A 24,189-nucleotide genomic window follows, 5' to 3' on the forward strand; every position below is an offset into this window, starting at 1 on the left:
CTGGCGGCGCGTTTCTTTTGGTTACTTTTCTTTTCGCGCGAAAAGAAAAGTGACACCCCACCGCAGTCGCGGAAATGATCCGCCGGGAACGCCCGGCGAACCCGATCAATCCTTTCCGCGCGCCATCGCCTGGAACACGCCATCGCGCCGCACCCACAGGTGGAACAGCGCCGCACCCACGTGCATCAGCACCGTGGCGAACAACACATACGCCAGCAGGCTGTGCGCATTGCGCAACGCGGCATACAGCGCCGGAGTGTGCGGCACGATCGGCGGCAGGTGCAGGCCACCCCACAGCACGATCGGGTAGCCGCCGGCCGACAGCATCGCCCAGCCGATCAGCGGCATCGCCAGCATCAGCGCGTACAACATCCAGTGCGAGGCCTTTGCTGCCAGCACCTGCCAGGCGGGCAGGTCGGAAGGCAGCGGCGGCGGGCGGTGGCGCAGGCGGTTGTACAGGCGCAGCAGCACCAGTACGCCGATGGTGATACCCAGTGGGCGGTGCAGATCGATCAGCATCGGCCGCAGATGCAACGAGGCGACCATGGTCACGCCGACGAACAGCATGGCGATGATCATCAGCGCCATGGACCAGTGCAGCACCCGCGCCAGCAGGTTGAAGTGGCCGTTGCCGGTGTTCATCGTGCGGCCTCCTTCGGTTGCTCGACATTGCCGCTGGCGCGCTCGCGTTCGCGACGGTTGAAGGACTGCGAATACACCGCCGAGCGGGCGGCCAGGATCGGATCATCACTGCCGCGCACGCCACTGGGCAGGATCAGCGGATCGAAGTTGATCTGGCCGCACGCACCTTGTTCCTGCGACTGCATGCGGTCCAGGCTGAGTACGCCGGCCACCACCTGATCACGCGACTCGGGCCACGGCACCGACGGATCATCAATGGCATCACCGGGCTCGGCGGTGGTCACGACCAGGTTCCAGCGTACCGGGCCGCTGGCCAGGCGCTGCTGCAGTTCCTGGCTGAGGAAATCGACACTGGCCTGCTTGCGCGTTTCCGCATCCATCTCCACCACCGGCGCCTGTGGCTGCCAGCGCCAGCGCACGGCACGCTTCTGGCCCTGCGCGTTGGTGAACCAGAAGCTGTTGACGCTGTTGAAGGTGGTGTCGGCCCAGCTGCTGGTCCACGGTGCCGTCTTGGCCCACTGCTGGAACGCCTGTGCACTGGGGTACTTCGCCAGCACTGCAGCCATTTTCTGCGGGTTGGGCTTGCCGGTGGCCGGGTCGGGAATGGAAGCACGGGTCTGTTCGAAGAAGGCTTCGGCGTTGGGCACGGCGAAGAACCGGAAGCTGTTCATCGCCATCCGCCATTCCTGGCCGTCATCGCTGACCATCTGCACCGCCAGGCTGCGCACGCGTGCGGTGTTGTCGGCGCCGTAGGGGTCGCCGCCGCCGATCGACAGGCGGCCCATCACCGGTACGCGGCGCTGCGAGAACACGCGGGCGCTGGACAGGGTAGGGGCCTGCGCGCTCGGTTCGAACCAGCCGCTCACGCAGACGCCCTTGCTGTGCGCGCGTCGGAAGCCTGGATGGGCCGGGCCGGTGGCCTCGATGGTGTCGGTGAAGCGCTGCGCGGTCAGGCGGTTGCCGATCCAGCCGGCCAGCCAGGCGAAGGCCAGCGCGACCGCACCCAGAATGAGTGCGATCAGTGCGATCCAGGGCAGGGGGGAATGCTTGCGTGGTGCGCCCGGCGTCTGGCCAGCGCGGGTGTAGCGGAAGAGCGACATGGTCGGAGTCCTGCCTTCACGGAGCGTGTGGGTGGTCGACCCACACATCCTCGCAGAACCCTTCCAGGCCCGGTATTCAAATTTTCGTCAAGTTTGCCGGGGACGGCGTGCCGACCAAGGTCGGCACCCACCCGATCAGCTGTAACGCGCCTTCAGCATCGCCCATGCCGAGCGCAGCGCCAGCGCTTCGCCGCCGGCCGGGCGGCCCGGGCGCTCACCGTCGTTCCAGGCATACACATCCAGATGCGCCCAGCGCTGGCCGTCTTCCAGGAAGCGCTCCAGGTACAGCGCGGCGGTGACCGAGCCGGCCATGCGCGAGCCGGCGTTGGCCAGATCGGCGATGCCGCTGGTCAGGTAACGCAGGTAGGGGCGCCACAGCGGCATGCGCCAGACCGGGTCGCGGGTCGCATCACCGGCCTGCAGCCACTGCTGCGCCACGTTGTCGTCATTGCTGAAGAGCGCCGGCAGATCCGGGCCCAGCGCGATGCGCGCGGCGCCGGTGAGGGTGGCAAAGTCCAGCACCAGGTCGGGTTTCTGTTCGCTGGCGAAGGTCAGTGCATCGCACAGGATCACGCGGCCTTCGGCGTCGGTGTTGTCGATCTCCACGCTCAGGCCCTTGCGGGTGGCGATCACTTCGCCCGGGCGGAATGCATCCGGGCCGATCGCGTTTTCCACCGCCGGCACCAGCAGGGTCAGGCGTACCGGCAGCCCGCGTGCCATCACCAGGCCGGCCAGGGCCAGTGCGTGCGCGGCGCCGCCCATGTCCTTCTTCATGTTGCGCATGCCGTCGGCCGGCTTGATGTCCAGGCCGCCGGTATCGAAGCACACGCCCTTGCCGACCAGCACCAGTGCCGGATCGGTGTCCTTGCCCCAGCGCAGCACGACCAGGCGCGGTGAGCGGTGCGAGGCGCGGCCCACCGCGTGGATGGCCGGGAAGTTCTGCTTCAGCAGTTCGTCGCCGGTAATCGCCTCGACCTGCGCGCCGTGCGCGTCGGCCAGCGCGCGCGCGGCGTCTTCCAGCTGCTGCGGACCCATGTCTTCGGTCGGGGTGTTGACCCAGTCACGCACGCGCAGGCTGGCGGCGATCAGGTCAGCCACTTCGCCGGTCGGCTCGGCCACCAGGCGCGCCGGCGCACGGTGGCGCTTGCGATAGCGGTCGAAGCGGTAGCTGCCCAGGCCCCAGCCCAGCTGCAGCAGCGCCAGTTCGGCGGCCGGCAGTTCGCTGGCCAGCTGCCACACGCTGCCTTCCGGCAGGGCATGCGGGGCATGCGAATAGCTGTAGGCATCGGCACGATCACCGACACCGATCACCGCTCCGGCCAGGCCATCGGCGCCGGGCAGCAACGCCGTGGTGAAGGCACCGGCGGTGAAGCCCTGCGACGCCAGCCATGCCTGGGTGGCAGCCGACTGGCCGTCCTTCCAGGCCGCGAACTGCTCGCGGTCCAGCACGTACAGCGGCAGTGCTGCGGCGGTGTCGGCAGTGAAACCAGTGATCTCGCTCATGCGTCAGGTACTCCGGGATGCGGCAGCGTCGAGGTTGGCGTCCAACCAGTCGGCCAGGCCGGTAAGGGTGTCGAACTGCAGGTCCGGCTGCAGCTGCGGATGGGTCCAGGTGGCTGCGTCGCGGTTGATCCAGCAGCCGCGCAGGCCGGCGGCGATCGCCCCGGCCACGTCCATGTCGGCGTGGTCGCCGACGTGCAGTACCTGTGCCGGTGCCACACCCAGTCGGGTGCAGGCGGCGTGGAAGATGCTCGCCTCCGGCTTGGCCGCGCCGTGCTCGCGCGCGCCCAGCTGGAAGGCGAAATGATGGGCCAGGCCGATCCGCTCCAGATCGGCATTGCCGTTGCTCAGCGCTGCGACCGGTACCCGCGCGGCAATCCGCGCCAGCGCGTCGATCGCATCGGGGTAGCACTCGACCTGGTTGCGCGCGGCGAAGAACACTTCATACGCCGGCTCCAGCAGATCCAGGCTGGCGCCACTGGTGTGCAGCGCTTCGTGCAGGGTCAGCCGGCGCAGTGCGCTCAGGTCGTGATGGAGGTGCGGATGGGCGTGGTACAGGCGCTCGCGCAGTTCGCGCATTGCCGCCACCGGATACATCTCGGCCGTGGCGGGGCTGTTTTCACGCATCCACTCGTGCAGGACCAGGTCGATGCGGGCGCCGATCGGAGCGAACGGCCACAGCGTGTCGTCAAGGTCGAGGGTGATGGCTTGGACGGGGAAATTCACCCCGCCATTCTACCCCTGCCCGCGCGGGCTTTCATGCGGCGCGGCGGGCGGGGGGCGCTGGGGCAGGACGGGGTCAGCGCAGGTTGTACGAGCAGGCAATGGTGGTCTGGCCGTCGAACTGCTGCACGTCCAGGTTGTGCCGGCCCACTTCCTTCGTATAGGTGCCCGCCACCGGGTCGGACATCTTCGCCAGTGCCGCGATCTGTTCGACGCTCGCTGAGCTGAAGTACGCAGTGAAACTGTCGATGCCGTCCTCGCCGCTGTCGCCGTCATACGACTGCAGACGGTTCACGGGCTGGCCCAGCACCATCAGCGGCGTGGTCAACCGGAACTCGCCGCTGGATTCGCCGTTCTGCGCCCGCGCCGGGGCCGGTGCCAGCAGCCGGGCCATGGCGTCGAACTGCTTGGGCGTGAGGTGCCGCTTGCAGGTCACCGCGTCGGCAAGCTGGGTGCGTGCCTGGTCGGCAGTCGGGGGTGCAGCGGCGAGCGCGGGAGCGGCAAGGCAGGCCAGGGCAACGCAACGGGTGGCGAAAGAGATCATCCGAACGGATCCATCCGAAAAGGGGGCCATAGTCTGCCACTTCATTCCTGTTTCGGGTTCCGCCATCGGCGTCCTTCATTTACTGATGCCGTTATTCCAGCAGCCGTGCCCAGCCCTGCATGCCGTCCAGGCGTGCCAGCACCAGCTTGATGCAGACCAGCAACGGCACCGCCAGCAGCAGCCCGATCATGCCCCAGGCCCAGCCGAACACCATCAGCGCCAGGATCAGTACCAGTGGCGACAGCTTCATGCGACGGCCCAGCACGATCGGGGTCACCATCTGCCCTTCCAGGGTGTGCAGGCCCAGGTAGCCGGCGGCCGGCAGCAGGGCCTGCAGTGGGTCGCGGAACTCGACGAAGCCCATCAGCAGCATCAGCGCCACGCCGATCAGCGGGCCCACGTAGGGGGCGAAATTCAGCAGTGCGGCCACCGTGCCCCACAGCAACGCCTCCTGCAGGCCGATGCCGAGCAGCATCAGCACGCCAGCGAACACCAGGCCCACCAGCGTGTTGATCACGCTGATGGTCAGCACATAGCGCGAAACCTCGCGCTCGATCGAGCGCAGGATGTCACTGGTGAATCGCTGCTGCTGGCGGTTCGGGAACAGGGCGATGGCCGCGCGCTGCAGGCTCTGCCCATAGATCATGAAGAACAGCGTGAGCAGCACCACCGCCAGCACCGAGGCGGCCAGCCGCGGCGCGCGGGTCAGCATGCGATAGGGGTCGTCCATCTGGGTGCGGATCACCTGCACCTTGTGGTTGCTGTCACCACCGGCCACGCGGGCGAAGTTTTCCGCCGCCTGGTTGGCCTGCTGCACCGGTTTGGTCAGGTCCTGCACCTGGCGGGCGACCTTGCGCAGCTGCTGCGGTGCTTCCTGCGCCCATTCCATGGCCGGGCCGATCAGCTGCACCGCCAGCGAACCGGTCACGCCCAGGCCGGCGCCGAGGATCAGCAGTGCGCCGAGTGCGCGTGGAATCCACAGCTTCTGCAGCAGGCGCAGGATCGGATTGCCGACCAGCGCGAAGAACATCGCCAGCAGCACCGGCAGGATGATGTCCTGTGCCGCCCACAGGGTGTAGCCCACCGCCAGGGTGGCCAGCACCACCAGCGACATCGGTCCGCGCGGGCGCGATGCGGGCGGCAGCGGAACGTCGGGCTGTTCGGGGCCGGCCGGTGACGGGGACAGGAGGGACTCGCTCATCGACGCACCAACCGGGAAGGGGAGCGCATTATCCGCCGGCCGCGATCGGCGCGGCGGATTCCATGGTTCAACGTTCGGACAGCTCGGTGGCCGCTTCGGCCGGACGCGGTCCGCGCAGGTCCGGTTCCGGTCCTGGCTCCGGCACGGAGCGTGGTGCCGGTGCCGGCCGTGCTTCGGCAGCGGAGGCCGCCGCCTGTGCCTGTTCGCTGGCCTCGTCGGCTTCTTCGGCCGCGTCGTCAGCGGTGGCTGCGGCCTGCGCCGCCATCGCCGTGGCGAACGCCGCCTGTGCACTGGCGAACAGGTTCGAGACCGAGCCCACCATCTGCAGCCAGCGGGCACCGTTGACCTTGCCCGGCACTTCCAGCTTGCCGGCGATGAAGCCACCGGCCAGGCCGACCACCACGATGCGCAGCGGCGACCAGCCTTTTCGCCAGACGTCGCTGAGCGTGGACCAGTGGTCCTGGGTCTCGCCCAGACGCACGGTCACCACCTGTTCGCAGCGTTTCACCCGCCGTTGCAGCGCGCCGAACTTCATGGCTTGCCCTCGGGCAGCTGCACCTCGGCATCGGGATCGTCTTCGCTGGGTTCGTCGAACAGGCCCAGACGTGACAGCTGGCGCCGGGTAGCGTGCATGCCGGTGTGGTGGAAGAAGTAGGACACCCGCCAGATCGCATAACCGGTGACGGCCAGGCTCAGCAGCGAGGTGATCAGCAGGGCCTGCAGCCAGCTCAGGCCCCAGCTCTGCAGCAGGGCGATGAGGGTGGCGGCCATCAGCAGCCAGGCCGAGGCACCGAACACGATCGCCACGCCGGCCCAGGCCAGTGCACGACCGAACGCACTGCGTGCCATCGCGAAGTCGGCCGAGGCCAACCGGCGCAGCGAGCGCAGCGTGTGCTTGGCCGAATCGGCAGCGGCACGACCGGCCGCACCGACCTGGCGGATGCTCTCATCCAGCGGCGGGGTGGCCGCTGGATCAGGGGCTTGCGCGTTGTCTTCGCTCACGCCGCGGCTTACTTGTCGCTGCTGCCGCGGGCCAGCTTGGCGATGATCCAGCCGGCAGCGAAGGCAACACCGAACGAGGCCAGCGGACGTTCACGGATCAGCTCCGCGGCGCTGTCGATCAGGTCCTTGCCCTTGTCCATCAGCGCATCCACCTGCTCCTTGGCGGCGGCACCACCGAACTCGGCGGCGGCCAGGCCAGACAGTGCGCTGTCGGACAGTTCAGCCTTGACGTTGGCCTTGCCGATGCGAAGCTCGTCGGTCGCTGCGCCGGTTGCACCCTTGATTGCACCGCCGGCGGCCGACGCGGCCTGCTTCAGGTGGGAACCGGCTTCACCCAGGTGTTCCTTCAGGTTCTCGGTATTGGTGGGGCTCATCGAATCACTCCTGTTGCGATGGGGGAACGGGTGTCGGCGGTGCCGACCTGGACTGACAGCAATAGCATTGCCGGGGTATAGGGGGTGTTACGGCAGGGCGATCAGCGCATCACGAGCTGGCCCTGCTGCTGGCCATTGTTGCGCAGCACGCGTATCACCAGGGTCGGCGGGCGCTGCTGGAAGTTGGCGCGCCAGCTGGCCAGGTCGGCGAATTCGCCCACCGTGGCATCGGTGATGATGTCGCCCTGCTGCAGGCCGTTGCTGGCTGCGCGGCTGCCGCGCTTGACCTCGCTGACCAGCACGCCGCCGACACCGGACTGGCGCAATGACTCGGGCAGGTCGACGAAGGTGGCCCCGGTCAGGCGCGGGTCCAGGCTCTCGCCGGTGACCGCGCGCGCCTGTTCCTTCAACGTTGCCTTGATCTGCAGCGGCTTGCCCTCGCGGCGCACGTCCAGCGTCAATGCGCTGCCGACCGCGGCCAGGCCTTCCACGTTGTGCAGGGCTTCGGCGCTGTCCACGCGTTGGCCGTTGGCCGAGACCACCACGTCGCCCGGCTTCAGCCCGGCTGCGGCGGCGGCCGAACCGGCCAGCACGCGCGTGATCAGTGCGCCACGGGTTTCGCCCAGGCCCAGGCCCTGCGCGATCTGCGCGGTCAGGTTCTGGCTTTCCACGCCCAGCGTGCCGCGCACCACCACGCCGTGCTTGACCAGCTGGTCGACCACGCTGCGTGCCAGGTTGGAGGGAATCGCCAGGCCCAGGCCGATGTTGCCGGCCATGCTGCCCTGCGGGTTGAAGCTGGCGGTATTGATGCCGATCAACTGGCCCTGCAGATCGACCAGTGCGCCACCCGAGTTGCCCGGGTTGATCGACGCATCGGTCTGGATGAAGTTCTGGTAGCCCAGCCCGCGGATACCGCTGCGGCCCACCGCCGAGACGATGCCCGAGGTGACCGTCTGGCTGAAGCCGAACGGATTGCCGATGGCCACCACGAAGTCGCCCACGCGCAGCTGGTCGCTGTTGCCGAGCTTGATGTCGGTCAGGTTCTGCGCCGGAATGCGGATCAGCGCGATGTCGGTATCGCGGTCCGAACCGAGGAATTCGGCCTTGACCGTGCGCCCGTCGGCCAGTGTCACCTGTACGTCATCGGCGTTGTCGATGACATGGTGATTGGTCAGCACCAGGCCTTCCTTGGCGTCGATGATCACGCCCGAGCCCAGCGATTCGTTGATGCGTTCCTGCGGGATGTCCGGGAACAGGCGGCGGAAGAACGGGTCGTTGAAGAAGGGGTTGCGCACGCGCACCACCTGCTTGGTGTTGACGCTGACCACTGCCGGCATCGCCTTCTCCAGCATCGGTGCCAGCGACGGCACCGCCTGTCCGGCTACCGAGGCGGGCAATGCCGCCGTGGTCGGCAGCACCGCTGGCAGCGGCGCGGCATCGGCACGGTTGTCCAGGTGGGCATTGATGCCGGTGGCAACGAAGCCACCGAAGGCGGCGGCGATTGCGAGCGTGAGCAGGGTGGGAAGCGGTCGCATGGGAGTCGGTTCGCTGGCGTGGGTGGGGGCGGTTCGGCCCTACGGTAAAACAAGCTGAATGAGTGTGTCGCGATCTGGATAAATGCGCCATGAAAACCGGCGCCCGGAACGTGGGTCGGCATCGCCATCTGTGGGGCGGTACCGACAGAATAGGGCGTGCTTCTCAACGTGCCGACGTCTGCCGAAGCGCATGTGGATACAGGCCGATACTTGCGCAGTTCTGCGCATCCTGGTGCCGCGATGCGCCATATCGCACGCCTTTCGCTGTATTCGGACTGGTGCACGCAGGCAGCACCTGCCGCTACCCGGATCGTGCGGCGCAGCACTGAAAAAAAGGGGTTTCCTGTCAACCCACTGTGCTCGCGAGGGCGCCCGGCTACACCATTGCCGTCGCATCAGATGCGATTGCTCGCGCGCGCCCCGTTCCACGATCGTCAATGTCGGTATAGCATCGCCCCGTTTTGATACTTAAGGCCCCCAGGAGGGCAACATGAGCAACGGTAATGGTGTGTCGGTCGTGACCGACGCCGTCGAGAACGTCAAAGAAACCGCCACCAACGTTGGCGAGACCATCGCCCACGCTGCCGAAGACGCAGTGAAGTCGGTCAAGAAGACCGTCAAGCGCGCCACCAAGGCTGCCGGTACCCGCGTTGCCAAGGCCAAGAAGGCCGTGGCCAAGGTCGAGAAGACCGTTGCCAAGAAGGCCGAGAAGGCTGCCAAGTCGGTCGGCAAGACTGTTGCCAACGCCAAGAAGAAGCTGGAAGCCGCCAAGAAGAACGCCAAGGCCGAAGCCGCTGCCCTGAAGAAGGAAGTGGCCAAGAAGAAGGCAGCTGCAGGCAAGGCTGTGACCAAGAAGGCCGCCGCTGCCAAGAAGACCACCAAGGCCGCCACCAAGGCTGCCGGCAAGAAGGTCGCTACCGTGAAGAAGGCCGCCACCAAGAAGGCTGCCGTCGCGAAGAAGACCGTTGCCAAGAAGACCGCGGCCGCCAAGAAGGTTGTCGGCAAGAAGGTCGCTACCGCCAAGAAGGCCGTGGCCAAGAAGACCGTCGCCGCCAAGAAGGTCGCTGGCAAGAAGGCCGTGGCTGCGAAGAAGGTTGTCGGCAAGAAGGTTGCCGCCACCAAGAAGGTCGCCACCAGGAAGACCGCTGCCGCCAAGAAGGTTGTGGGCAAGAAGGCTGCTGTCGCCAAGAAGGCCGTCGGCAAGAAGACCGCCGCTGCCAAGAAGGTTGTCGGCAAGAAGACCGCCGTTGCCAAGAAGGCAGTTGGCAAGAAGGTTGCCGCCACCCGCAAGACGGTCGCCAAGAAGGCTGCGCCGCTGAAGAAGGTCGCCGCCAAGAAGGCTCCGGCCAAGAAGGCCGTGCGCAAGGTCGCCAAGCGCAAGTAATCGCGCCGTGACCGAAGGCCCTGCCACCCCCCGGGTGGTGGGGCCTTTCGCGTTTCTGGGACGCGGTCTGGGGCAAGATGCAGGTTGTTCCCGCCGGAGCCCCGGGCATGCGTGGTATCGACTTCAGTTCCTGGCAGGGCGTGCTGTCCACCTTGGCCGGCCTGGTCCTGATCACCCTGCTCGGCGTGGGCATCCGCCTGCTGGTGATGCAGACCCTGCAACAGCGCCGCGAGCGCGAGAACCGGCAGATCAACGAACGGCTGCGCACGCTGATGGCGGCCTACAAGACCCTGGGCGGTTCGTTCACCGGCGAACTGGGTGTGGATCCCAGCCATCGCCGTGACCTGCGCCAGCGCGAGGATGCCGAGGGCATCGCCGAGCCCCGTTCGGATCGCGCGCGCCGCATCCGTGATGCCGTTGAAGCGGCGTTGTCGGACATCCTGCTGCTGGGCACCGACGAACAGGTGCGGCTGGCCGCGCGTGCCGCCAATGAACTGGCACAGGGGCGGCCGGTACATACCCACGAACTGGTGGTCTCGCTGCGCGACTTCGTGCGCGAAGCGCTGGATCTGGCGCCGATTCCGGCCGACCTGCAGATACCGCCGCAGGGGCCGACCCGGCCGGGTGGCGCCAGTGGCGGCGGCAAGGGCCGCAACGAGGGCGATGCCAAGGGCGGTCGTGCGGGTGGAGGAGGTGGCGGTGGCGGAATGGGCGCTGGCATGGGGGGTGTCGGCCTCGGCGCCGGCGCCGCTCTGGGCGCCGGCCATGCGTCTGCCAGCGATGAAACGGACGCGCGCTGAGCACGTCCGCCCGGTTCAGCGCGTCAGCTCGTAGAGCGGCACGAAGCCGCCGTAGATCATCCGCGCGCCGTCGAACGGCATCGGATTCTTCGCAGGATCAAACCGCGGGTCTTCCATCATCTTCTTCATGCCGGCGTCGCGGGTCGGCTTGTCCGGCCATTCGATCCAGGAAAACACCACCGTCTCGTCCGGCGTGGCTTTCACTGCGCCGAAGAAGTCGGTGGTCTTGCCGTGCGGCACGTCATCGCCCCAGCACTCGACCACGCGCAGCGCGCCGTATTCGATGAAAACGGGATCTCCTGTGCGTGCGTGGGCGAGGAACTTCTCCTTGTTGGCGGTGGGCACCGCCAGGACGAAACCATCGATGTAGCTCATTGCCTGCCTCCGGATGGACCGTGCCGCATGCACGGCCTTCAAGTACCCGACGAACCAGGGCGTCGTGGATCGACACCCTGTGTGCGCCTGTTCAGCCCGGGCCACCGGGCAGCGGCGCCAGCACCGTATCCGGTGGCTGCTGGCCGGCCAGGTGGCGCACGAAGTAGTCCCACATGCGGTGCGTGTAGGTGGCGTCGTTGCGGAACAGTTCGTGGTCCTGCCGGGCCAGGTACAGCAGGTCGTAGCTGCGCTGGGCCTTGTTCAGGGCGGCGGCCAGCTGCAGGGTCAGCGCCGGTGGCGCGTTCTCGTCCAGTTCGCCATAGACCAGCAGCAGATGCCCGCGCAGGTTGCCGGCCAGTGCCGCATTGTCGAGCCCGGCAAAGGGCGCCGGCACGCCTTCGGCAGTGGGCGTGGCCGGCAGCACCCCACCGAACAGCCGGTCCATGCCGTGCAGGGCGCCGCCGTACATACCCTGGAAATTGTGGCTGCCAGCCGAGGCCACGCCCACCTTGTAGAACGTGGGATAGCGCAGCAGGGCGCGCGCTGCACTATAGCCGCCGAACGAATGCCCGTAGATGCCGACCCGCTCCAGGTCGATGCCCGGGTAGCGTTCGCCCAGCTGGCGCAGCGCAGCCACATGGTCATCCAGCTGTACATCGGCGGCGCCCAGGAAGCTGCTGTCATGGAACGCCTTGTCGCGGCCACCGGTGCCGCGCGCATCGATGCTGACCACCATGAAGCCGAGTTCGGCCAGGCTGGCGCGGGATACCGGATTCAGGGCAGACACCGCCTCGGCGTAGGTCACCGGCGCATTGCTGATGAAGGAACCACCGTACATCGCGTCGATCACCGGGAAGCTGCCATCATCGCGATAGTCGCGGGGCAGGTAGACGGTGGCGAAGATCGGCGTGCGTCCATCGGCGGCCAGCAGCCGTTCGCGCCGTGGTGCGCGCCAGCCGGCAGCAATGATCGCGCTGTCATCGGCTGTTTCCAGCACCATCACTTCACGTCCGTCATCGCTGGCCCGCAGCACGGTGCGTGGTGGCTGGTCGAGACGGGAAACGGTATCCACCAGATACCCACCGCCAGGCGACAGCGCCTGGGGAGCGCGCCCCCCGAACAGCGCGCCGGTACCGGCATCGGCCATGTGGTCGTTGCCATCGGCGGCCAGGCGCTGGATCGGACCGCCCTGCAGCGATACCCGGTACAGGCCGCGCACGTAGGGGTCGCCACCGTCGACGCCACCGGCGCTGAAGTACGCCCAGCCACCCGCAGCGTCCACACCCAGCAGGTCACGCACCACCCATTTGCCGCGGGTGAGCTGGCGCAGCACCTTGCCATCGGACAGGCGCACCCGGTACAGATGGCCCCAGCCATCGCGCTGCGAGAACCACACGGCGGTGTCCTGCCCGGGCAGGATGGCCACCGCTGGCCGGTTGTAGGAATACACGTTGAGCTGGAGGCGAGTGTCGCTGGCTTCTTCCACAACCGTGCGCAATGCACCGCTGTTGGCATCGATCTCCACCAGGCGCAGCCTGCGCGGCGTGCCGAAGTGCGCGATCACGGCATACAACCGATCGCCGTCCCAACCCAGGATGCCGGCCTCACTGAGCGTGTTCCAGCCCTCGGGCAGCGCGATGTCATGCTGCCTGCCGCTGGGGATATCGATCACATACAGGCTGTCGCATACCTGCTGTGCATCGCCCAGTACCCCCAGCTTCACGGTATGCACGCGCGGCCGCGCGCTGTGGGTCGGGCTGCTTTCCAGATAGGGATAGTCCTGCAGCGCGCGCTCGTCGTAGCGGATGCCGGCTGCGTAACGGCCATCGGGTGACCAGCTCACCGCAAACGGTCGTGCCGGCATCCGGCCCTGACGGCGTGGAATGCCGCGCAGGGTGAAGTCCGGCAGTACGCCATAGCCATGCCCAGCTTCACCGCCCTGGGTCAGTCGCTGCGGCGCCGCTCCAGAGCGCTGCAGCCACAGGTTGTGGTCGCGTATCTGCAGCCAGGCATCACCGCCGGGCGACGGCAGTGCATCAGCCGGCGGCAACGCCTGTTGTGCGGCCGTGCACTGCAGGCGTGGCCATTGGCAGTTGATCTCCGCCTCGCCGTTGAACTGCAGGCGCAGGCCATCATCCAGTACCTGCACGTTGTTCAAGCGCAGGCGTGGCCCGCTGGCACCCAGAGGTGCAACTGCGGCGTCCAGCGCATGGGGTTCGAACAGGATCTGGCGCGTAGCCTGGATTGGATCGACCAGTATCGCCTGGCGCCGGCCCTGTGTGTCTTCGCGTTCGTACCAGAAGCGCCCATCGGCCAGCCACTGGGGCAGGACCGATGCATTGCGCAGCGCACCGCGCAGATGACTGTCATGCACGCGTTCGGCGCGCTGGTAGTCAGCCGCCTGCAGCGCGTGCGCAGCATGGATCGGAAACAGGGAAGCGCAGGCCAGGAGGGCGGCGCGAACAGGCATCAGCAGCGGATCGGAAACGTGCAAGGCAACCTCCTGTTGCAGTCGGTGACGAACCACAAATGCACGCGCGCCGCGCGCGTATGCCAGAGACAGCCTGAATCAAGCCAAAAAATTCAGCAATGCGAAGAACGCTGTTTTCAGGGAGCGTTGTGGCGAATAACGGAGAATTTACATTCCCGATGCGATGGCGCCCTGGCGCTGCTGCACACCATAAGAAAGTAAAAGGTGTACCCCCATGAAGAATTCGCTGATTGCTCTGGCCCTGGCCGCTGCCCTGCCGTTCACCGCCTCGGCTGCTGAGAACCTGTCGTACAACTACGCCGAAGCCGACTACGCCAAGACCGATATCGACGCGTTCAAGGCCGACGGCTGGGGCGTGAAGGGTTCGTACGGCTTCCTGCCGAACTTCCACGCTTTCGGTGAGTACAGCCGCCAGGAAATCGACCACACCAACATCAAGCTGGACCAGTGGAAGATCGGCGCCGGCTACAACGTTGAAATCGCCCCGACCACCGACTTCGTTGCCCGCGTTGCTTACCAGAAGCGCGACCAGAAGCACGGCCTGGACTTCAACGGCTACAGCGCTGAAGCGGGTATCCGCACCGCCTTCGGTGCCCACGCCGAAGTCTACGGCATGGTCGGCTACGAAGATTTCTCGAAGAAGCACGGCATCAATCCGGAAGGCCAGTGGTACGGTCGCCTGGGTGGCCAGGTCAAGCTGAACCAGAACTGGGGCATCAATGGCGAGCTGAAGATGAACCGCGACGGCGACAAGGAATACACCGTCGGCCCGCGTTTCAGCTGGTAATAGCTTCCTCGGCGCGCCTGCGCGCTGAAGATGCCTCGACAGGCCCGGCTCATGCCGGGCCTGTTGCGTTGTGACGACCCGAAACCGCAGCTGAGCATGTTCCGGGGCCGCTGCTGCGTTGCAATAAATTGGATTCCGCTGCTCCCGGCGCGGGCCTACGGTGGGCACTTCGTACCGTCGGATCCATGTGATGCCGCCTGCCGTTCCCGCTCTGCCCCTCGATCGGCCCCTCGATCGGCCCCGCCGCCTGGCAATGCTGGCGCCGCATCCCGTGCTGCGCCTGGGGGTGGAGGTGGTGCTTTGCCAGCACGGTGGCGTGCAGGTCTGTGGCAGCTTCACCCGCGAAGGTGATCTGCTCGATCTGCTGCAGCGCCAGCCGGATGGCATCGACCTGTTGCTGATCGACCTGCTGGCGCCGTGCGGACCCGAACAGGGCCTGGCCCTGTTGCGGCTGTTGTCGCGGCGCTGGCCGCTGCTGCCGGTGCTGGTGCTGTCTGCGCACTGCAATGCCAGCACGGTGACCATGGCGATGCAGGCCGGCGCGCGCGGCTTTCTGTCCAAGGGAACCACGCCGGAGATGTTGCGGCGCGCAGTTGACGTACTGGCGCGTGGCGGCCGCTTCGTGCCCCCGGAGTTGCGCACGCAGTTGAGCCGATCGCGCATGCGGCGCACACCGGCGCCGGTGCTCACGCCCTTGAGCCGACGCGAGCGCGAGGTGCTCCGGCTGGTCCTGCAGGGCTGCACCACCGGGGAGGTGGCGCGGCGCTTCGGGCGCACGGCCAGTACGGTCAGCACGCAGAAGCGGACCGCCTACGAGAAGCTGGGCATCCACAGCGATGGTGAGCTGTTCCGCATCCGGCACCTGCTCGAATGCGGATGAGCGGACTTACTCGCCCTGGTACTGTTTCTCTTCCACCAGCGCCGAACCGGCCACGCGGTTGATCTCGTTCTTCACCTGCACGCGCTCACCATTGGTGCCATAGACACCGCGTGCCAGCTGGATGAAGGCATCGTCGAATACCTGGGCCGCTTCCTTGTCGCGCAGCTGGTCCTGGATGTCCCACATGCGCTCGTTGATCGCCTTCAGCTGCTGCTGCAGCGCGGCCAGGGCCGGCTGTGCCTGCAGCTGCTGCTGCAACAAGGGCAGCAGGCCGTCCAGTTCGGTGCGCACGTTGGCCAGCTTGGCCGCATCGTCGATGCGCTCGGCCTTGATCTGGAGAATGGTGATCTTGTCGATCAGCTCGCCGATCGATACCGGGGTCAGGATGGCGTCCACGCGGTTGGTTCCTGGAAACAGGGCGCCATGATACCGCGCTGCTGGCATGTGGCCCCGATCCGCGGGATTTACGCCGAATTTGCGCCACGGGCCCGGCAGCACCCTCGATCCGTTACGGCCACCGCCTCGACACTGCGTTCCCGGCGGCGTGACCGCCTTCGACGAGGAACACAGTGCAGTGAACAGCAAGGGGATGATGGCGGCGGTGGTGGCCGCCCTGGCAGGGCTGCTCGGAATCGGCAGCGCGCAGGCACAGGTACAGGTCAGTGGCAGTGCGGCGTTGACCAGTGACTACGTGTGGCGTGGCAGCTCGCAGAGCGACGGCGACCCGGCGGTGCAGGCGGGCGCGAAGGTTTCGATCCCATCGGGTTGGTACGCCAGCGTGTGGGGCTCCAACGTTTCGTTCAAGCCGGACAACGGCGCGCGCAGCGAGTTCGACCTGGTGGCGGGCTGGTCCGGTGCGCTGGCCCCGGACTGGACACTGGATGCCAACCTGACCCGCTACATGTACCCGGGCACCGGCCGCGCGCTGGACTGGACCGAACTCAATACCACCGTGACCTGGAAGCAGCGCGCCTGGTTGCAGGTCGCCCATTCCAGCGATGCATTGGCCGGCGGCCATCGCGGCACCTATGCCCAGTTGGGCGTGCGGGTACCGCTGCACGAGCGGTTCCGCCTGGAGGCGGCGGTGGGCCAGTATTGGCTGGCCACCGCGCAGGGTCCGGATTACCTGCATGGCCAGCTCAGTGCCATCGCCTCGCTGACCCAGGCATGGGAGCTGCGTGCCACCGTGCATGACACTGACAGCGCGGCCAAGCGCCTGTTCCCGGGCAATGCCGGGGGGCGTTGGGAGCTGGCGCTGCAGGGCAGCTTCTAGTTCGACGACACCGCCTGGCGCGCACGCAGCGCGCCGGGCAGCCACAGCAGCAGGGCCAGCACGGCCACCGTGGCACCGGCCACGCAGACGCCGGTCCAGCCGAAGCGCTGGTAGACCTGCGCCGACAACAGCGAACCCAGCGAACCGCCGATGAAGTAGCCGGTCATGTAGCCTGCATTGAGGCGGTTGCGCGCTGCCGGTTGCAGTGCATAGATCAGGTTCTGGTTACTGACGTGCAGCAGCTGCGCGGCCAGGTCCAGCACCACCACGCCGATCAGCAGCGCCAGCAGCGAGTGTGCCGACAGCCCCAGCGGCAGCCACGAGAGCAGCAACAGCACCAGTGCGATGGCGGTGGCGCGGCCGGTCTGCCCGCGGTCGGACATGCGGCCGGCCAGGCCAGCCGCCAGCGTGCCGGCGGCGCCGACCAGTCCGAACAGGCCGATGGTGGCGTCGCTGTAGGCGTAGGGCGGTTGTGCCAGCAGGAACGCCAGTGGCGTCCAGAAGATCGCGAACATGGCGAAGCTGCAGGCGCCCAGCAGCGTGCGCTGGCGCAGCACCGGTTCCTGTACGAACAGCACGCCGATCGAGCGCAGCAACGCGAAGTAGCCAAGGCCGGCGCTGTGGTGGAAGCGCGGCAGGCCGCGCTGCAGTGCCAGTGCGGTCAGCACCAGGGTGCCGGCGGCGATCGCGTACACCAGCCGCCAGTCGCCAAGGCTTGACAGCAGTCCCGCCACGGTGCGTGCCAGCAGGATGCCCAGCAGCAGGCCGCTCATCAACGTGCCGACCACGCGACCGCGATGTTCCGGCGCGGCCAGCGTAGCGGCGAACGGCACCAGCACCTGGGCCACCACCGAGAACAGGCCGGTGATCGCGGTGCCCACCAGCAGCCAGGTCAGCGACGGCGCACAGGCACTGATCACCAACCCGCCCGCCGACAGCAGGCTCATCACCACGATCAGGCGGCGGCGTTCGAACAGGTCTCCCAGCGGCACCAGCAGGATCAGTCCGGCGGCATAGCTCAGCTGTGCGGCAGTAACCACCATGCCAACCTGGCCGAACGGCACACCGAAGGCATCGGCAATGGTGTGCAGCAGCGGCTGCGCATAGTAGTTGCTGGCCACGGCCACGCCGGTGGCCACCGACATCAGCAGCACCTGCCATCGGTGCAGAGGGGGGAGGGACGGACTCACGCGGTGTTCCAGAGAAGCGGGGTGCACAGTGTCCGCCTGCTGCAGCGATGATGGAAATGAATCATCATCATCCCTGTCATCTGGAAACGAGATAGCAGGGTGAACCTCAAGCAGCTCGAGTTTGCCGTCGCCCTGGCCGAGGAAGGCAACTTCACCCGCGCCGCCGAACGCTGCCATGTGGTGCAGTCCGCACTCAGCCACCAGATCGCCGCACTGGAGCAGGAACTGGGCACGCCGCTGTTTGAACGCCTGCCGCGCCAGGTGCGGGCGACGGCAGCGGGTGAGGCGCTGTTGGTGCACGCACGCCAGGTGCTGGTCAGCCTGCGTCACCTGCGCGCCGACGTGGCCGCGGTCAGTGGTGAGGTGCGTGGTCTGCTGGCGATCGGGCAGATCTCCTCGCTGACCGATATCGATGTAGTGGCGATGCTGGCAGCTTTTCAGCAGGCGCACCCGCAGGTGGAATTCCAATTGCGGGTGGACAAGAGCGAGGACCTGATCGCGCAGGTGCAGTCGCGCGACCTGGATGTGGCGCTGGTCGGGTTGTCACCCTCGGCCGGCCTGGACGGGGTCTGCCACCAGATGCTGCAGGAAGAAGACCTGGTGGCGGTGCTGGCGCCGTCGCACCGCTTGGCCCGGCGCAAGCGGCTGCCATTGACCGAATTGCAGGACGAGGCGCTGGTCGACTTCCCGCGCGGCACTGGTGCGCGGCGGCAGACCGACGATGCCTTCGCCGCCGCTGGCCTGTCGCATGCGGTGCGCTTCGAGGTCAATCTGATGGAACTGATCGAGCGCTTCGTCCGCCATGGGCTGGCGGTTGGCATCGTGCCGACGTTGATTGCCGAAGGCTTTGAAGGCGTGGTGCGGATTCCGCTGCAGCCGACCCCGACCCGCCGCGTGCACCTGGTCTGGCAGCGGCTGCCGACACCGGCGGCGCGGGTGTTCGTCGAGGCCGTGCTCAGCCGCGCAGGCGCAGGCTCAGGCCCTTGAGGAAATTGCGCAGCATCTGGTCCAGGCAACGCCGGTAGTTGGTGTGGCCGGGCTGGCGGAACAGCGCGCCCACTTCCGACTTGGACACGTTGAAACCGGCGCTGGCGAAGATCTCCATCAGATCGACGTCGCGCAGCTGGAACGCCACGCGCAGCTTCTTCAGCACCAGGTTGTTGTCGATGCGGGTTTCCACCGCACGCTGCGGCTGGCTCTCGTCGCGACCGCGCAGGTGCACGATCAGGCCATCGAGGAAGTGCGCCAGCGCGCTGTCGCTCATCGCCTCGAAACCGGCTTCGTCCTCGCGGCGCAGCCAGGCCTTGACCTGCTCGGGATCCACGGCGAAGGCCGGGTCGGCCATCTGGCACAGGGTCACCACGTGGTGGTCGCCCAGGTCCAGGGAGTAGCGCACGCTGCGCAGGACATCGTTGTTGATCATGGCCCAATTGTAGCGGCCCCTGGCGTGTCACCGGATTGTCATCGAACTGCAGCATCGTGGGCACTCGTTCGCTGGGACCCTTGCATGCGCCGGTATCTGTTTTCCGCACTGCTGCTCGCCAGCAGCTTCGCTGCCTTCGCCCAGGACCGCTTCGTACCCGTCGAGCGGCGCCTCAGTGCATCCCAACTGGCCGAGGTCGGGCTCAGTCCGGCGCAGTTGCAGGCACTGAACCGGGTACTGCGCGAGGCCGAGCGCGCGGCCACCGGGCCGACGGCAGCGGTGGCCCCCGCCGCTGCGCCGCTGCCTGCCAATGTGCCGGCACCGGCAGCAATGCACTTGGGCCTGGAAGAAGGACCGGTCAATGCACGCGTGGTCGGAGAGGTCGCAGGCTGGCAGCCCGGCACGCTGTTCACCCTTGATAACGGCCAGCAATGGCAGGTGATGAAGGGGCAGATGAAGCTGCGCAAGGTGCTGCAGTCGCCGCAGATCGCCGTTGTTCCAGGAATTTCCGGGCGCTGGTTCTTGCAGGTCGACGAAGACCTGCCCAAGGCCCGGGTATTCCGCGTGCGCTGAGCCGCGCACGCCTCGGGCGTGGTCAGCCGGCATCGGCAACGCAGGGGCCGGCCGACGGTGCCAGAATGGGCGTCCGGTTTTCCCCCCCTGGAGTTGCCTGATGACCCGCACTGTCCTGATTACCGGCGCCACGTCCGGCTTCGGCGCCGCCGCCGTCCACCGCTTCGCCCAGGCGGGCTGGAAGGTGATCGCCACCGGCCGCCGCGGTGAACGCCTGCAGCCGCTGGTCGAGCGCTACGGCAAGGACGTGGTGCACGCGGCTGCCTTCGACATCCGCGATCCGGTGGCGATGGAAGCCGCGTTGCTGGCACTGCCGCCGGCCTTCGGCGAGATCGATCTGCTGGTCAACAATGCCGGCCTGGCGCAGGGCACCGCGCCGGCACAGAGCGCCAGGCTGTCGGACTGGATCACGATGATCGACACCAACATCACCGCGCTGGTGACCCTGACCCATCGCCTGCTGCCGCAGCTGGTGGAGCGCAAGGGCGCGATCATCAACATTTCCTCGGTGGCCGGCGTCTACCCGTATCCGGGCGGCAACGCCTACGGTGGCACCAAGGCCTTCGTCAGCCAGTTCTCGCTGGGCCTGCGTTCGGACCTGCATGGCACCGGCGTGCGCGTGACCACGATCGAGCCGGGCATGGCCGAAACCGAGTTCACGGTGGTGCGTACCCATGGCGACCAGGCGGCGTCGGACAAGCTCTATACCGGCGCCAACCCGATGACCGCCGAAGACATCGCCGAACAGATCTTCTGGGTAGCCAGCCTGCCGCCGCACCTGAACATCAATCGCCTTGAACTGATGCCGGTCAGCCAGTCCTTCGCCGGTTTCCAGGTCGCCCGCGAAGGCTGACCTGCTTCGCGGGTCCTGTAGAGCCGAGCCTATGCTCGGCTTTTTCGTTCACAGCGGCAGGCTTACTGCGCCTTGATCGCCATCGCCTGCAGGCCGGTGCCGTCCAGCTTCTGCTTGGCTTCGGACAACTCGCCGGCACTGCCATACGGCCCCATGCGCACGCGGTACACGGTCTTGCCGTTGATCTGCGCCGATTCCACGCGTGCCGCCAGGCCCATCATCGCCAGCTTGGCCTTGGTCGCTTCGGCATCGCCGGAGGCACCGAACGCACCCGCCTGCAGGATGTAGCGGGCGTTGTCGGCGGCGGCCGGCGCAGCAGCGGCCGGGGTACTGGCCGCGGTCGGCGGGGTTTCCGCGCGCGCTGCCGGAGTGGCGGCGGCGGCGCTGGTCGACGCCGTCGGCGTGCTGGCCGGAGGCGTTGCCGCAGCCGGGCGTTCGCTCAGCGGTGCCGGCAGCGGACGGCTGGTGGCGGTTACCGGTGCGGTGCTGGCCACGCTGGCGGTTGCTGTCGGTGCCGGTGCAGCGGCGGCGGCCGGAACCGGCTTGCCTTCCAAAGCCGCCTGCGCGCGCTGCGCTTCGGCCTTGGCCCGGCGCTGGTCTTCGGCACGCGCGCTGGCGGCCAGTTCGGCGTCGGACATTTCAACTTCCTTGCCCGGCAGCAGGGTGTAGAAGTCGTACTGGGTGGCGGCCGGCTTCTCCGGTTCGGCCGGCTTCGGCGTGGCCGGCTGCGCGGCCGGCTGGGCGCCAACATCGCTGTCGGCATCCGCGACCGGGGCCGGCTGCGCGTTTGGGTTCGGCTGCGGACCGGCGCGAAGGAAGCCATCGCCTTCGCCCTTGAACAGGTTCGGCGCCGCCAGGAACACCACGGCTGCAATCGCCACGCCAGCGACCAGCCACACCCATCCGGGTGTTCCCTGGCTGCTGCTGTTGCGTCGTGCCTGGTTTTTGCCGCGTCGTGCTGCCATGTGTACTGCGTCTCCTGATGCTTACATTTTTTCCGGGGCGCTGACGCCCAGGAGTTCGAGGCCGTTGGCCAGCACCTGGCGCGCGGCGCAGGCCAGGGTCAGCTTGGCGTTGCGGTCGGCGGCGTCATCCACCAGCACCGGCGTCCCGTGATACCACGTGTGGAACGCGTGCGCCAATTCACGCAGGTACTGCGCCACCAGATGCGGTTCCAGCGCCACGCCGGCCGCCTCCACCACTTCCGGGTACCGCGAGATCTCGTTCATCAGCAGCAGCGAAGCGTCGTCGGCCAGGCGGCCGAGGTTGGCCAGGCCGTTGCCCTGTTCGTACACCAGGCCCTTCTCCTGCGCCTGGCGCAGCAGGCTGCAGACGCGCGCATGCGCGTACTGCACGTAGAACACCGGGTTGTCGTTGCTCTGCTGGCGGGCCAGGTCGATGTCGAAGGTCAGCTGCGAATCGGGCTTGCGCGCGATCAGGAACCAACGGGTGGCATCGCGGCCGGCTTCCTCGATCAGGTCGCGCAGGGTGAAGTAGCTGCCGGCACGCTTGGACAGCTTCACTTCCTCGCCGCCACGCATGACGGTGACCATCTGGTGCAGCACGTATTCCGGCCAGCCCTGCGGAATGCCCACTTCCATCGCCTGCAGGCCGGCGCGCACGCGCGCCAGCGAGCCGTGGTGGTCGGCACCCAGTTCGGTGATCGCGCGCTCGTAGCCGCGCTGCCACTTGGACAGGTGGTAGGCCACGTCCGGCACGAAGTAGGTGAAGGTACCGTCGGACTTGCGCATCACGCGGTCCTTGTCGTCACCGAAGTCGGTGCTGCGCAGCCACAGCGCGCCACCTTCTTCATAGGTATGACCCGACGCCTGCAGCTTGGCCACCGCTTCGGCTACCTTGCCGTCGGCGTACAGCGAGCTTTCCAGGAAATAGATGTCGAAGTCGACGCCGAACGCGGCCAGGTCCAGGTTCTGCTCGTTGCGCAGGTAGGCCACCGCAAACCGGCGGATCGCCTGCATGTCGTCCGGGTCCTTGGCGCCGACCACGGTGCTGCCTTCCAGGTCGACGCTGGCGCCGGCCATGTAGGCGCGGGCGACGTCGGCGATGTATTCGCCGCGGTAGCCACCTTCCGGCCAGCCGTCCTGGTCCGGCGCGATGCCCTTGATCCGCGCCTGGGTGGACAGCGCCAGGTTCTCGATCTGCACGCCGGCGTCGTTGTAGTAGAACTCACGCTTGGCGTTCCAGCCGTTGGCGTCGAGCACACGTGCCACGCAGTCGCCGATCGCCGCCGCGCGGCCATGGCCGACATGCAGCGGGCCGGTCGGGTTGGCCGACACGTACTCCACGCCCACCGTGCGGCCATTGCCGGACAGATTGCGGCCGTAGTCGTGGGCTTCCTTGATGACCGAGGCGGCTTCGCGCTGGTACGCGGCCGGGGCCAGGTGGAAGTTGATGAAGCCGGGGCCGGCGATCTCGACCTTGCTGACGTCCTCGCTGCGCGGCAGCGCCTCGACCAATGCCTGTGCCAGTGCGCGCGGATTGCTGCGCGCGGCCTTGGCCAGCAGCATCGCGGCGTTGGTGGCGAAGTCGCCGTGGTCGCGGGTCTTCGGGCGCTCGACCACGAAGTCCGGCGGCAGGGAGTCGGCGGGCAGGGTGCCATTGGCGCGCAAGGCTTCGATGCCTTGGCTGATCAGGGCGCGGAGGAGATTTTTCACGAGGCCTGCTGTGAGAATGAGCGGCGGAATCGCCCATTTTAGCGCAGATACCCGCGCCCACGCTGACCAGAACATGCCTGTGGGGGCGGCCGATGGCGCCTGAAGGGGCCGTGCTCAGCCGAACAGGCGCGGCTGGGGCGCGGACAGAAGGCCCCGTTCAGCAAATGAAACGGGACGGCCCTCGCCCACCACGAAGTGGTCCAGCAGGCGCACGTCCACCATCGCCAGCGCCTGCTGCAGTTCGTCGGTGATACGGGTATCGGCGCTGGAGGGTTCCGGGTCGCCGGAAGGGTGGTTGTGGCTGAGGATCACCGCCGCCGCGTTGTGCAGCAGGGCGCGCCGCACCACTTCGCGGGGGTAGACCGGTGCGGCGTTGATGGTGCCGTGGAACAGTTCCTCGCAGGCGATCAGGCGGTGGCGATTGTCCAGGAACAGGGCCATGAAGATCTCCCGTGCCTGCCCCCGCAGGCGGTGCTGCAGATAGCGTCCGACCGCGGCCGGGTTGTTGCCGACCGCTTCGCCGTGTTCCAGCTCGGCGGCCAGGTAGCGGTGGGCCAGTTCCAGCCCGGCAGCCAGGGTACAGCTGCGCGCCGGACCCAGCCCGGGCAGGCGCGCCAGCTCCCGCGCGGGGCGATCGAGCAGCACCCGTAACGGGCCATGCGCCTGCAGCAGGTCGCGCGCGGTCTGCACGGCATCGCGGCCACCGAACCCGGAGCCGAGAAACAGGGCCAGCAGCTCGGCGTCGGAAAGTGACGTGGGCCCGCGCGCGATCAGCTTCTCGCGGGGGCGTTCCTGTTCGGGCCAGTCGTGGATGGGCATGCCTGCATCATCGCCAGCTTCGGCGGCATCTCCCATCGGGGCTTG

General features: G+C 67.5%; 26 protein-coding genes. 8 read left to right on the forward strand and 18 right to left on the reverse strand.

Annotation, left to right across the window (positions count from 1 at the left end):
• Positions 1 to 105 precede the first annotated feature (105 nt).
• The 10 genes from ACTJJM_RS16420 to ACTJJM_RS16465 all read right to left on the reverse strand — a co-directional run bounded on the left by ACTJJM_RS16420 (position 106) and on the right by ACTJJM_RS16465 (position 8,621).
• Positions 106 to 642, reverse strand: a complete 537-nt coding sequence (locus ACTJJM_RS16420) for a cytochrome b (protein ID WP_010486949.1) — start codon at positions 640 to 642, stop codon at positions 106 to 108.
• Complete coding sequence (locus ACTJJM_RS16425) at positions 639 to 1,742, reverse strand: catalase family peroxidase (protein WP_440865820.1); 1,104 nt, start codon at positions 1,740 to 1,742, stop codon at positions 639 to 641. The genes ACTJJM_RS16420 and ACTJJM_RS16425 overlap by 4 nt, the downstream gene beginning before the upstream one ends.
• A 135-nt stretch (positions 1,743 to 1,877) precedes the next feature.
• Positions 1,878 to 3,245, reverse strand: coding sequence for a leucyl aminopeptidase family protein (locus ACTJJM_RS16430; protein WP_053442392.1), 1,368 nt, complete (start codon positions 3,243 to 3,245; stop codon positions 1,878 to 1,880).
• A 3-nt stretch (positions 3,246 to 3,248) separates the two neighbouring features.
• Positions 3,249 to 3,968 (reverse strand): HAD family hydrolase, encoded by a 720-nt coding sequence (locus ACTJJM_RS16435; RefSeq protein WP_029550770.1) that lies wholly within the window; start codon positions 3,966 to 3,968, stop codon positions 3,249 to 3,251.
• A gap of 73 nt (positions 3,969 to 4,041) precedes the next feature.
• Entirely contained in the window at positions 4,042 to 4,509 is a 468-nt protein-coding gene (locus ACTJJM_RS16440; RefSeq protein WP_010486940.1) for a hypothetical protein, read from the reverse strand.
• Positions 4,510 to 4,600: 91 nt separating this feature from the next.
• On the reverse strand, positions 4,601 to 5,710 hold the full coding sequence (locus ACTJJM_RS16445) for an AI-2E family transporter (protein ID WP_440865821.1): 1,110 nt from the start codon (positions 5,708 to 5,710) through the stop codon (positions 4,601 to 4,603).
• 67 nt (positions 5,711 to 5,777) lie between these two features.
• Positions 5,778 to 6,245 carry a hypothetical protein gene (locus ACTJJM_RS16450; RefSeq protein WP_019337636.1) on the reverse strand — a complete coding sequence of 156 codons (468 nt, stop codon included), beginning with the start codon at positions 6,243 to 6,245 and terminating at the stop codon, positions 5,778 to 5,780.
• Positions 6,242 to 6,712: a phage holin family protein gene (locus ACTJJM_RS16455; RefSeq protein WP_010486934.1), complete on the reverse strand. Its 471-nt coding sequence runs from the start codon at positions 6,710 to 6,712 to the stop codon at positions 6,242 to 6,244. Before ACTJJM_RS16455 ends, ACTJJM_RS16450 begins: the two co-directional genes overlap by 4 nt.
• Before the next feature lie 8 nt (positions 6,713 to 6,720).
• Positions 6,721 to 7,086 (reverse strand): hypothetical protein, encoded by a 366-nt coding sequence (locus tag ACTJJM_RS16460; protein WP_010486932.1) that lies wholly within the window; start codon positions 7,084 to 7,086, stop codon positions 6,721 to 6,723.
• A gap of 101 nt (positions 7,087 to 7,187) precedes the next feature.
• Positions 7,188 to 8,621 (reverse strand): Do family serine endopeptidase, encoded by a 1,434-nt coding sequence (locus tag ACTJJM_RS16465; RefSeq protein WP_049455509.1) that lies wholly within the window; start codon positions 8,619 to 8,621, stop codon positions 7,188 to 7,190.
• A gap of 490 nt (positions 8,622 to 9,111) precedes the next feature.
• Between ACTJJM_RS16465 and ACTJJM_RS16470 the strand changes: the two genes are divergently transcribed.
• Positions 9,112 to 10,005: a hypothetical protein gene (locus tag ACTJJM_RS16470; protein WP_049435203.1), complete on the forward strand. Its 894-nt coding sequence runs from the start codon at positions 9,112 to 9,114 to the stop codon at positions 10,003 to 10,005.
• Positions 10,006 to 10,112: 107 nt separating this feature from the next.
• Positions 10,113 to 10,805, forward strand: a complete 693-nt coding sequence (locus ACTJJM_RS16475; RefSeq protein WP_010486925.1) for a hypothetical protein — start codon at positions 10,113 to 10,115, stop codon at positions 10,803 to 10,805.
• A 15-nt stretch (positions 10,806 to 10,820) separates the two neighbouring features.
• On the opposite strand, the gene ACTJJM_RS16480 is transcribed toward ACTJJM_RS16475, so the two are convergent.
• Complete coding sequence (locus ACTJJM_RS16480) at positions 10,821 to 11,180, reverse strand: DUF1428 domain-containing protein (RefSeq protein ID WP_049455507.1); 360 nt, start codon at positions 11,178 to 11,180, stop codon at positions 10,821 to 10,823.
• A gap of 91 nt (positions 11,181 to 11,271) precedes the next feature.
• Positions 11,272 to 13,674: a DPP IV N-terminal domain-containing protein gene (locus ACTJJM_RS16485; RefSeq protein ID WP_440865822.1), complete on the reverse strand. Its 2,403-nt coding sequence runs from the start codon at positions 13,672 to 13,674 to the stop codon at positions 11,272 to 11,274.
• 211 nt (positions 13,675 to 13,885) lie between these two features.
• Between ACTJJM_RS16485 and ACTJJM_RS16490 the strand changes: the two genes are divergently transcribed.
• Together ACTJJM_RS16490 and ACTJJM_RS16495 are read left to right on the forward strand one after the other, a co-directional pair.
• Positions 13,886 to 14,458 (forward strand): OmpO family porin, encoded by a 573-nt coding sequence (locus ACTJJM_RS16490; protein ID WP_010486919.1) that lies wholly within the window; start codon positions 13,886 to 13,888, stop codon positions 14,456 to 14,458.
• 190 nt (positions 14,459 to 14,648) lie between these two features.
• A complete protein-coding gene (locus ACTJJM_RS16495; protein WP_019337639.1) occupies positions 14,649 to 15,338 on the forward strand; it encodes a response regulator transcription factor in 690 nt (229 codons plus the stop codon).
• A gap of 6 nt (positions 15,339 to 15,344) precedes the next feature.
• On the opposite strand, the gene ACTJJM_RS16500 is transcribed toward ACTJJM_RS16495, so the two are convergent.
• Positions 15,345 to 15,782 (reverse strand): DUF6165 family protein, encoded by a 438-nt coding sequence (locus ACTJJM_RS16500; RefSeq protein WP_049403467.1) that lies wholly within the window; start codon positions 15,780 to 15,782, stop codon positions 15,345 to 15,347.
• 130 nt (positions 15,783 to 15,912) lie between these two features.
• Here ACTJJM_RS16500 and ACTJJM_RS16505 point away from each other — a divergent pair, with 130 nt between their 5' ends.
• The gene (locus ACTJJM_RS16505; RefSeq protein ID WP_053443780.1) at positions 15,913 to 16,611 is read left to right on the forward strand and encodes a TorF family putative porin; all 699 of its coding nucleotides are present in this window, start codon (positions 15,913 to 15,915) and stop codon (positions 16,609 to 16,611) included.
• On the opposite strand, the gene ACTJJM_RS16510 is transcribed toward ACTJJM_RS16505, so the two are convergent.
• The gene (locus tag ACTJJM_RS16510) at positions 16,608 to 17,756 is read right to left on the reverse strand and encodes an MFS transporter (protein ID WP_265330720.1); all 1,149 of its coding nucleotides are present in this window, start codon (positions 17,754 to 17,756) and stop codon (positions 16,608 to 16,610) included. The two genes, ACTJJM_RS16505 and ACTJJM_RS16510, sit on opposite strands and share 4 nt — an antisense overlap.
• Before the next feature lie 144 nt (positions 17,757 to 17,900).
• Here ACTJJM_RS16510 and ACTJJM_RS16515 point away from each other — a divergent pair, with 144 nt between their 5' ends.
• Complete coding sequence (locus tag ACTJJM_RS16515; RefSeq protein ID WP_053442395.1) at positions 17,901 to 18,788, forward strand: LysR family transcriptional regulator; 888 nt, start codon at positions 17,901 to 17,903, stop codon at positions 18,786 to 18,788.
• Here ACTJJM_RS16515 and ACTJJM_RS16520 read toward each other — a convergent pair.
• Entirely contained in the window at positions 18,757 to 19,224 is a 468-nt protein-coding gene (locus ACTJJM_RS16520; RefSeq protein ID WP_005411992.1) for a DUF1456 family protein, read from the reverse strand. The two genes, ACTJJM_RS16515 and ACTJJM_RS16520, sit on opposite strands and share 32 nt — an antisense overlap.
• Before the next feature lie 84 nt (positions 19,225 to 19,308).
• Between ACTJJM_RS16520 and ACTJJM_RS16525 the strand changes: the two genes are divergently transcribed.
• Positions 19,309 to 19,797 carry a hypothetical protein gene (locus ACTJJM_RS16525; protein ID WP_019337644.1) on the forward strand — a complete coding sequence of 163 codons (489 nt, stop codon included), beginning with the start codon at positions 19,309 to 19,311 and terminating at the stop codon, positions 19,795 to 19,797.
• Positions 19,798 to 19,897: 100 nt separating this feature from the next.
• Positions 19,898 to 20,650: an SDR family NAD(P)-dependent oxidoreductase gene (locus ACTJJM_RS16530; RefSeq protein ID WP_010486904.1), complete on the forward strand. Its 753-nt coding sequence runs from the start codon at positions 19,898 to 19,900 to the stop codon at positions 20,648 to 20,650.
• A gap of 62 nt (positions 20,651 to 20,712) precedes the next feature.
• On the opposite strand, the gene ACTJJM_RS16535 is transcribed toward ACTJJM_RS16530, so the two are convergent.
• From ACTJJM_RS16535 to radC, 3 genes are all read right to left on the reverse strand, one after another.
• Positions 20,713 to 21,615 (reverse strand): SPOR domain-containing protein, encoded by a 903-nt coding sequence (locus ACTJJM_RS16535; protein ID WP_010486901.1) that lies wholly within the window; start codon positions 21,613 to 21,615, stop codon positions 20,713 to 20,715.
• A 21-nt stretch (positions 21,616 to 21,636) separates the two neighbouring features.
• Entirely contained in the window at positions 21,637 to 23,325 is a 1,689-nt protein-coding gene (gene argS / locus ACTJJM_RS16540) for an arginine--tRNA ligase (protein WP_010486900.1), read from the reverse strand.
• A 114-nt stretch (positions 23,326 to 23,439) separates the two neighbouring features.
• Positions 23,440 to 24,144 carry a RadC family protein gene (gene radC, locus ACTJJM_RS16545; RefSeq protein WP_049480365.1) on the reverse strand — a complete coding sequence of 235 codons (705 nt, stop codon included), beginning with the start codon at positions 24,142 to 24,144 and terminating at the stop codon, positions 23,440 to 23,442.
• Between the last annotated feature and the right edge of the window lie 45 nt (positions 24,145 to 24,189).

It is taken from the genome of Stenotrophomonas sp. 22692, from assembly GCF_052045015.1.
GTDB classification, from domain to species: domain Bacteria; phylum Pseudomonadota; class Gammaproteobacteria; order Xanthomonadales; family Xanthomonadaceae; genus Stenotrophomonas; species Stenotrophomonas geniculata.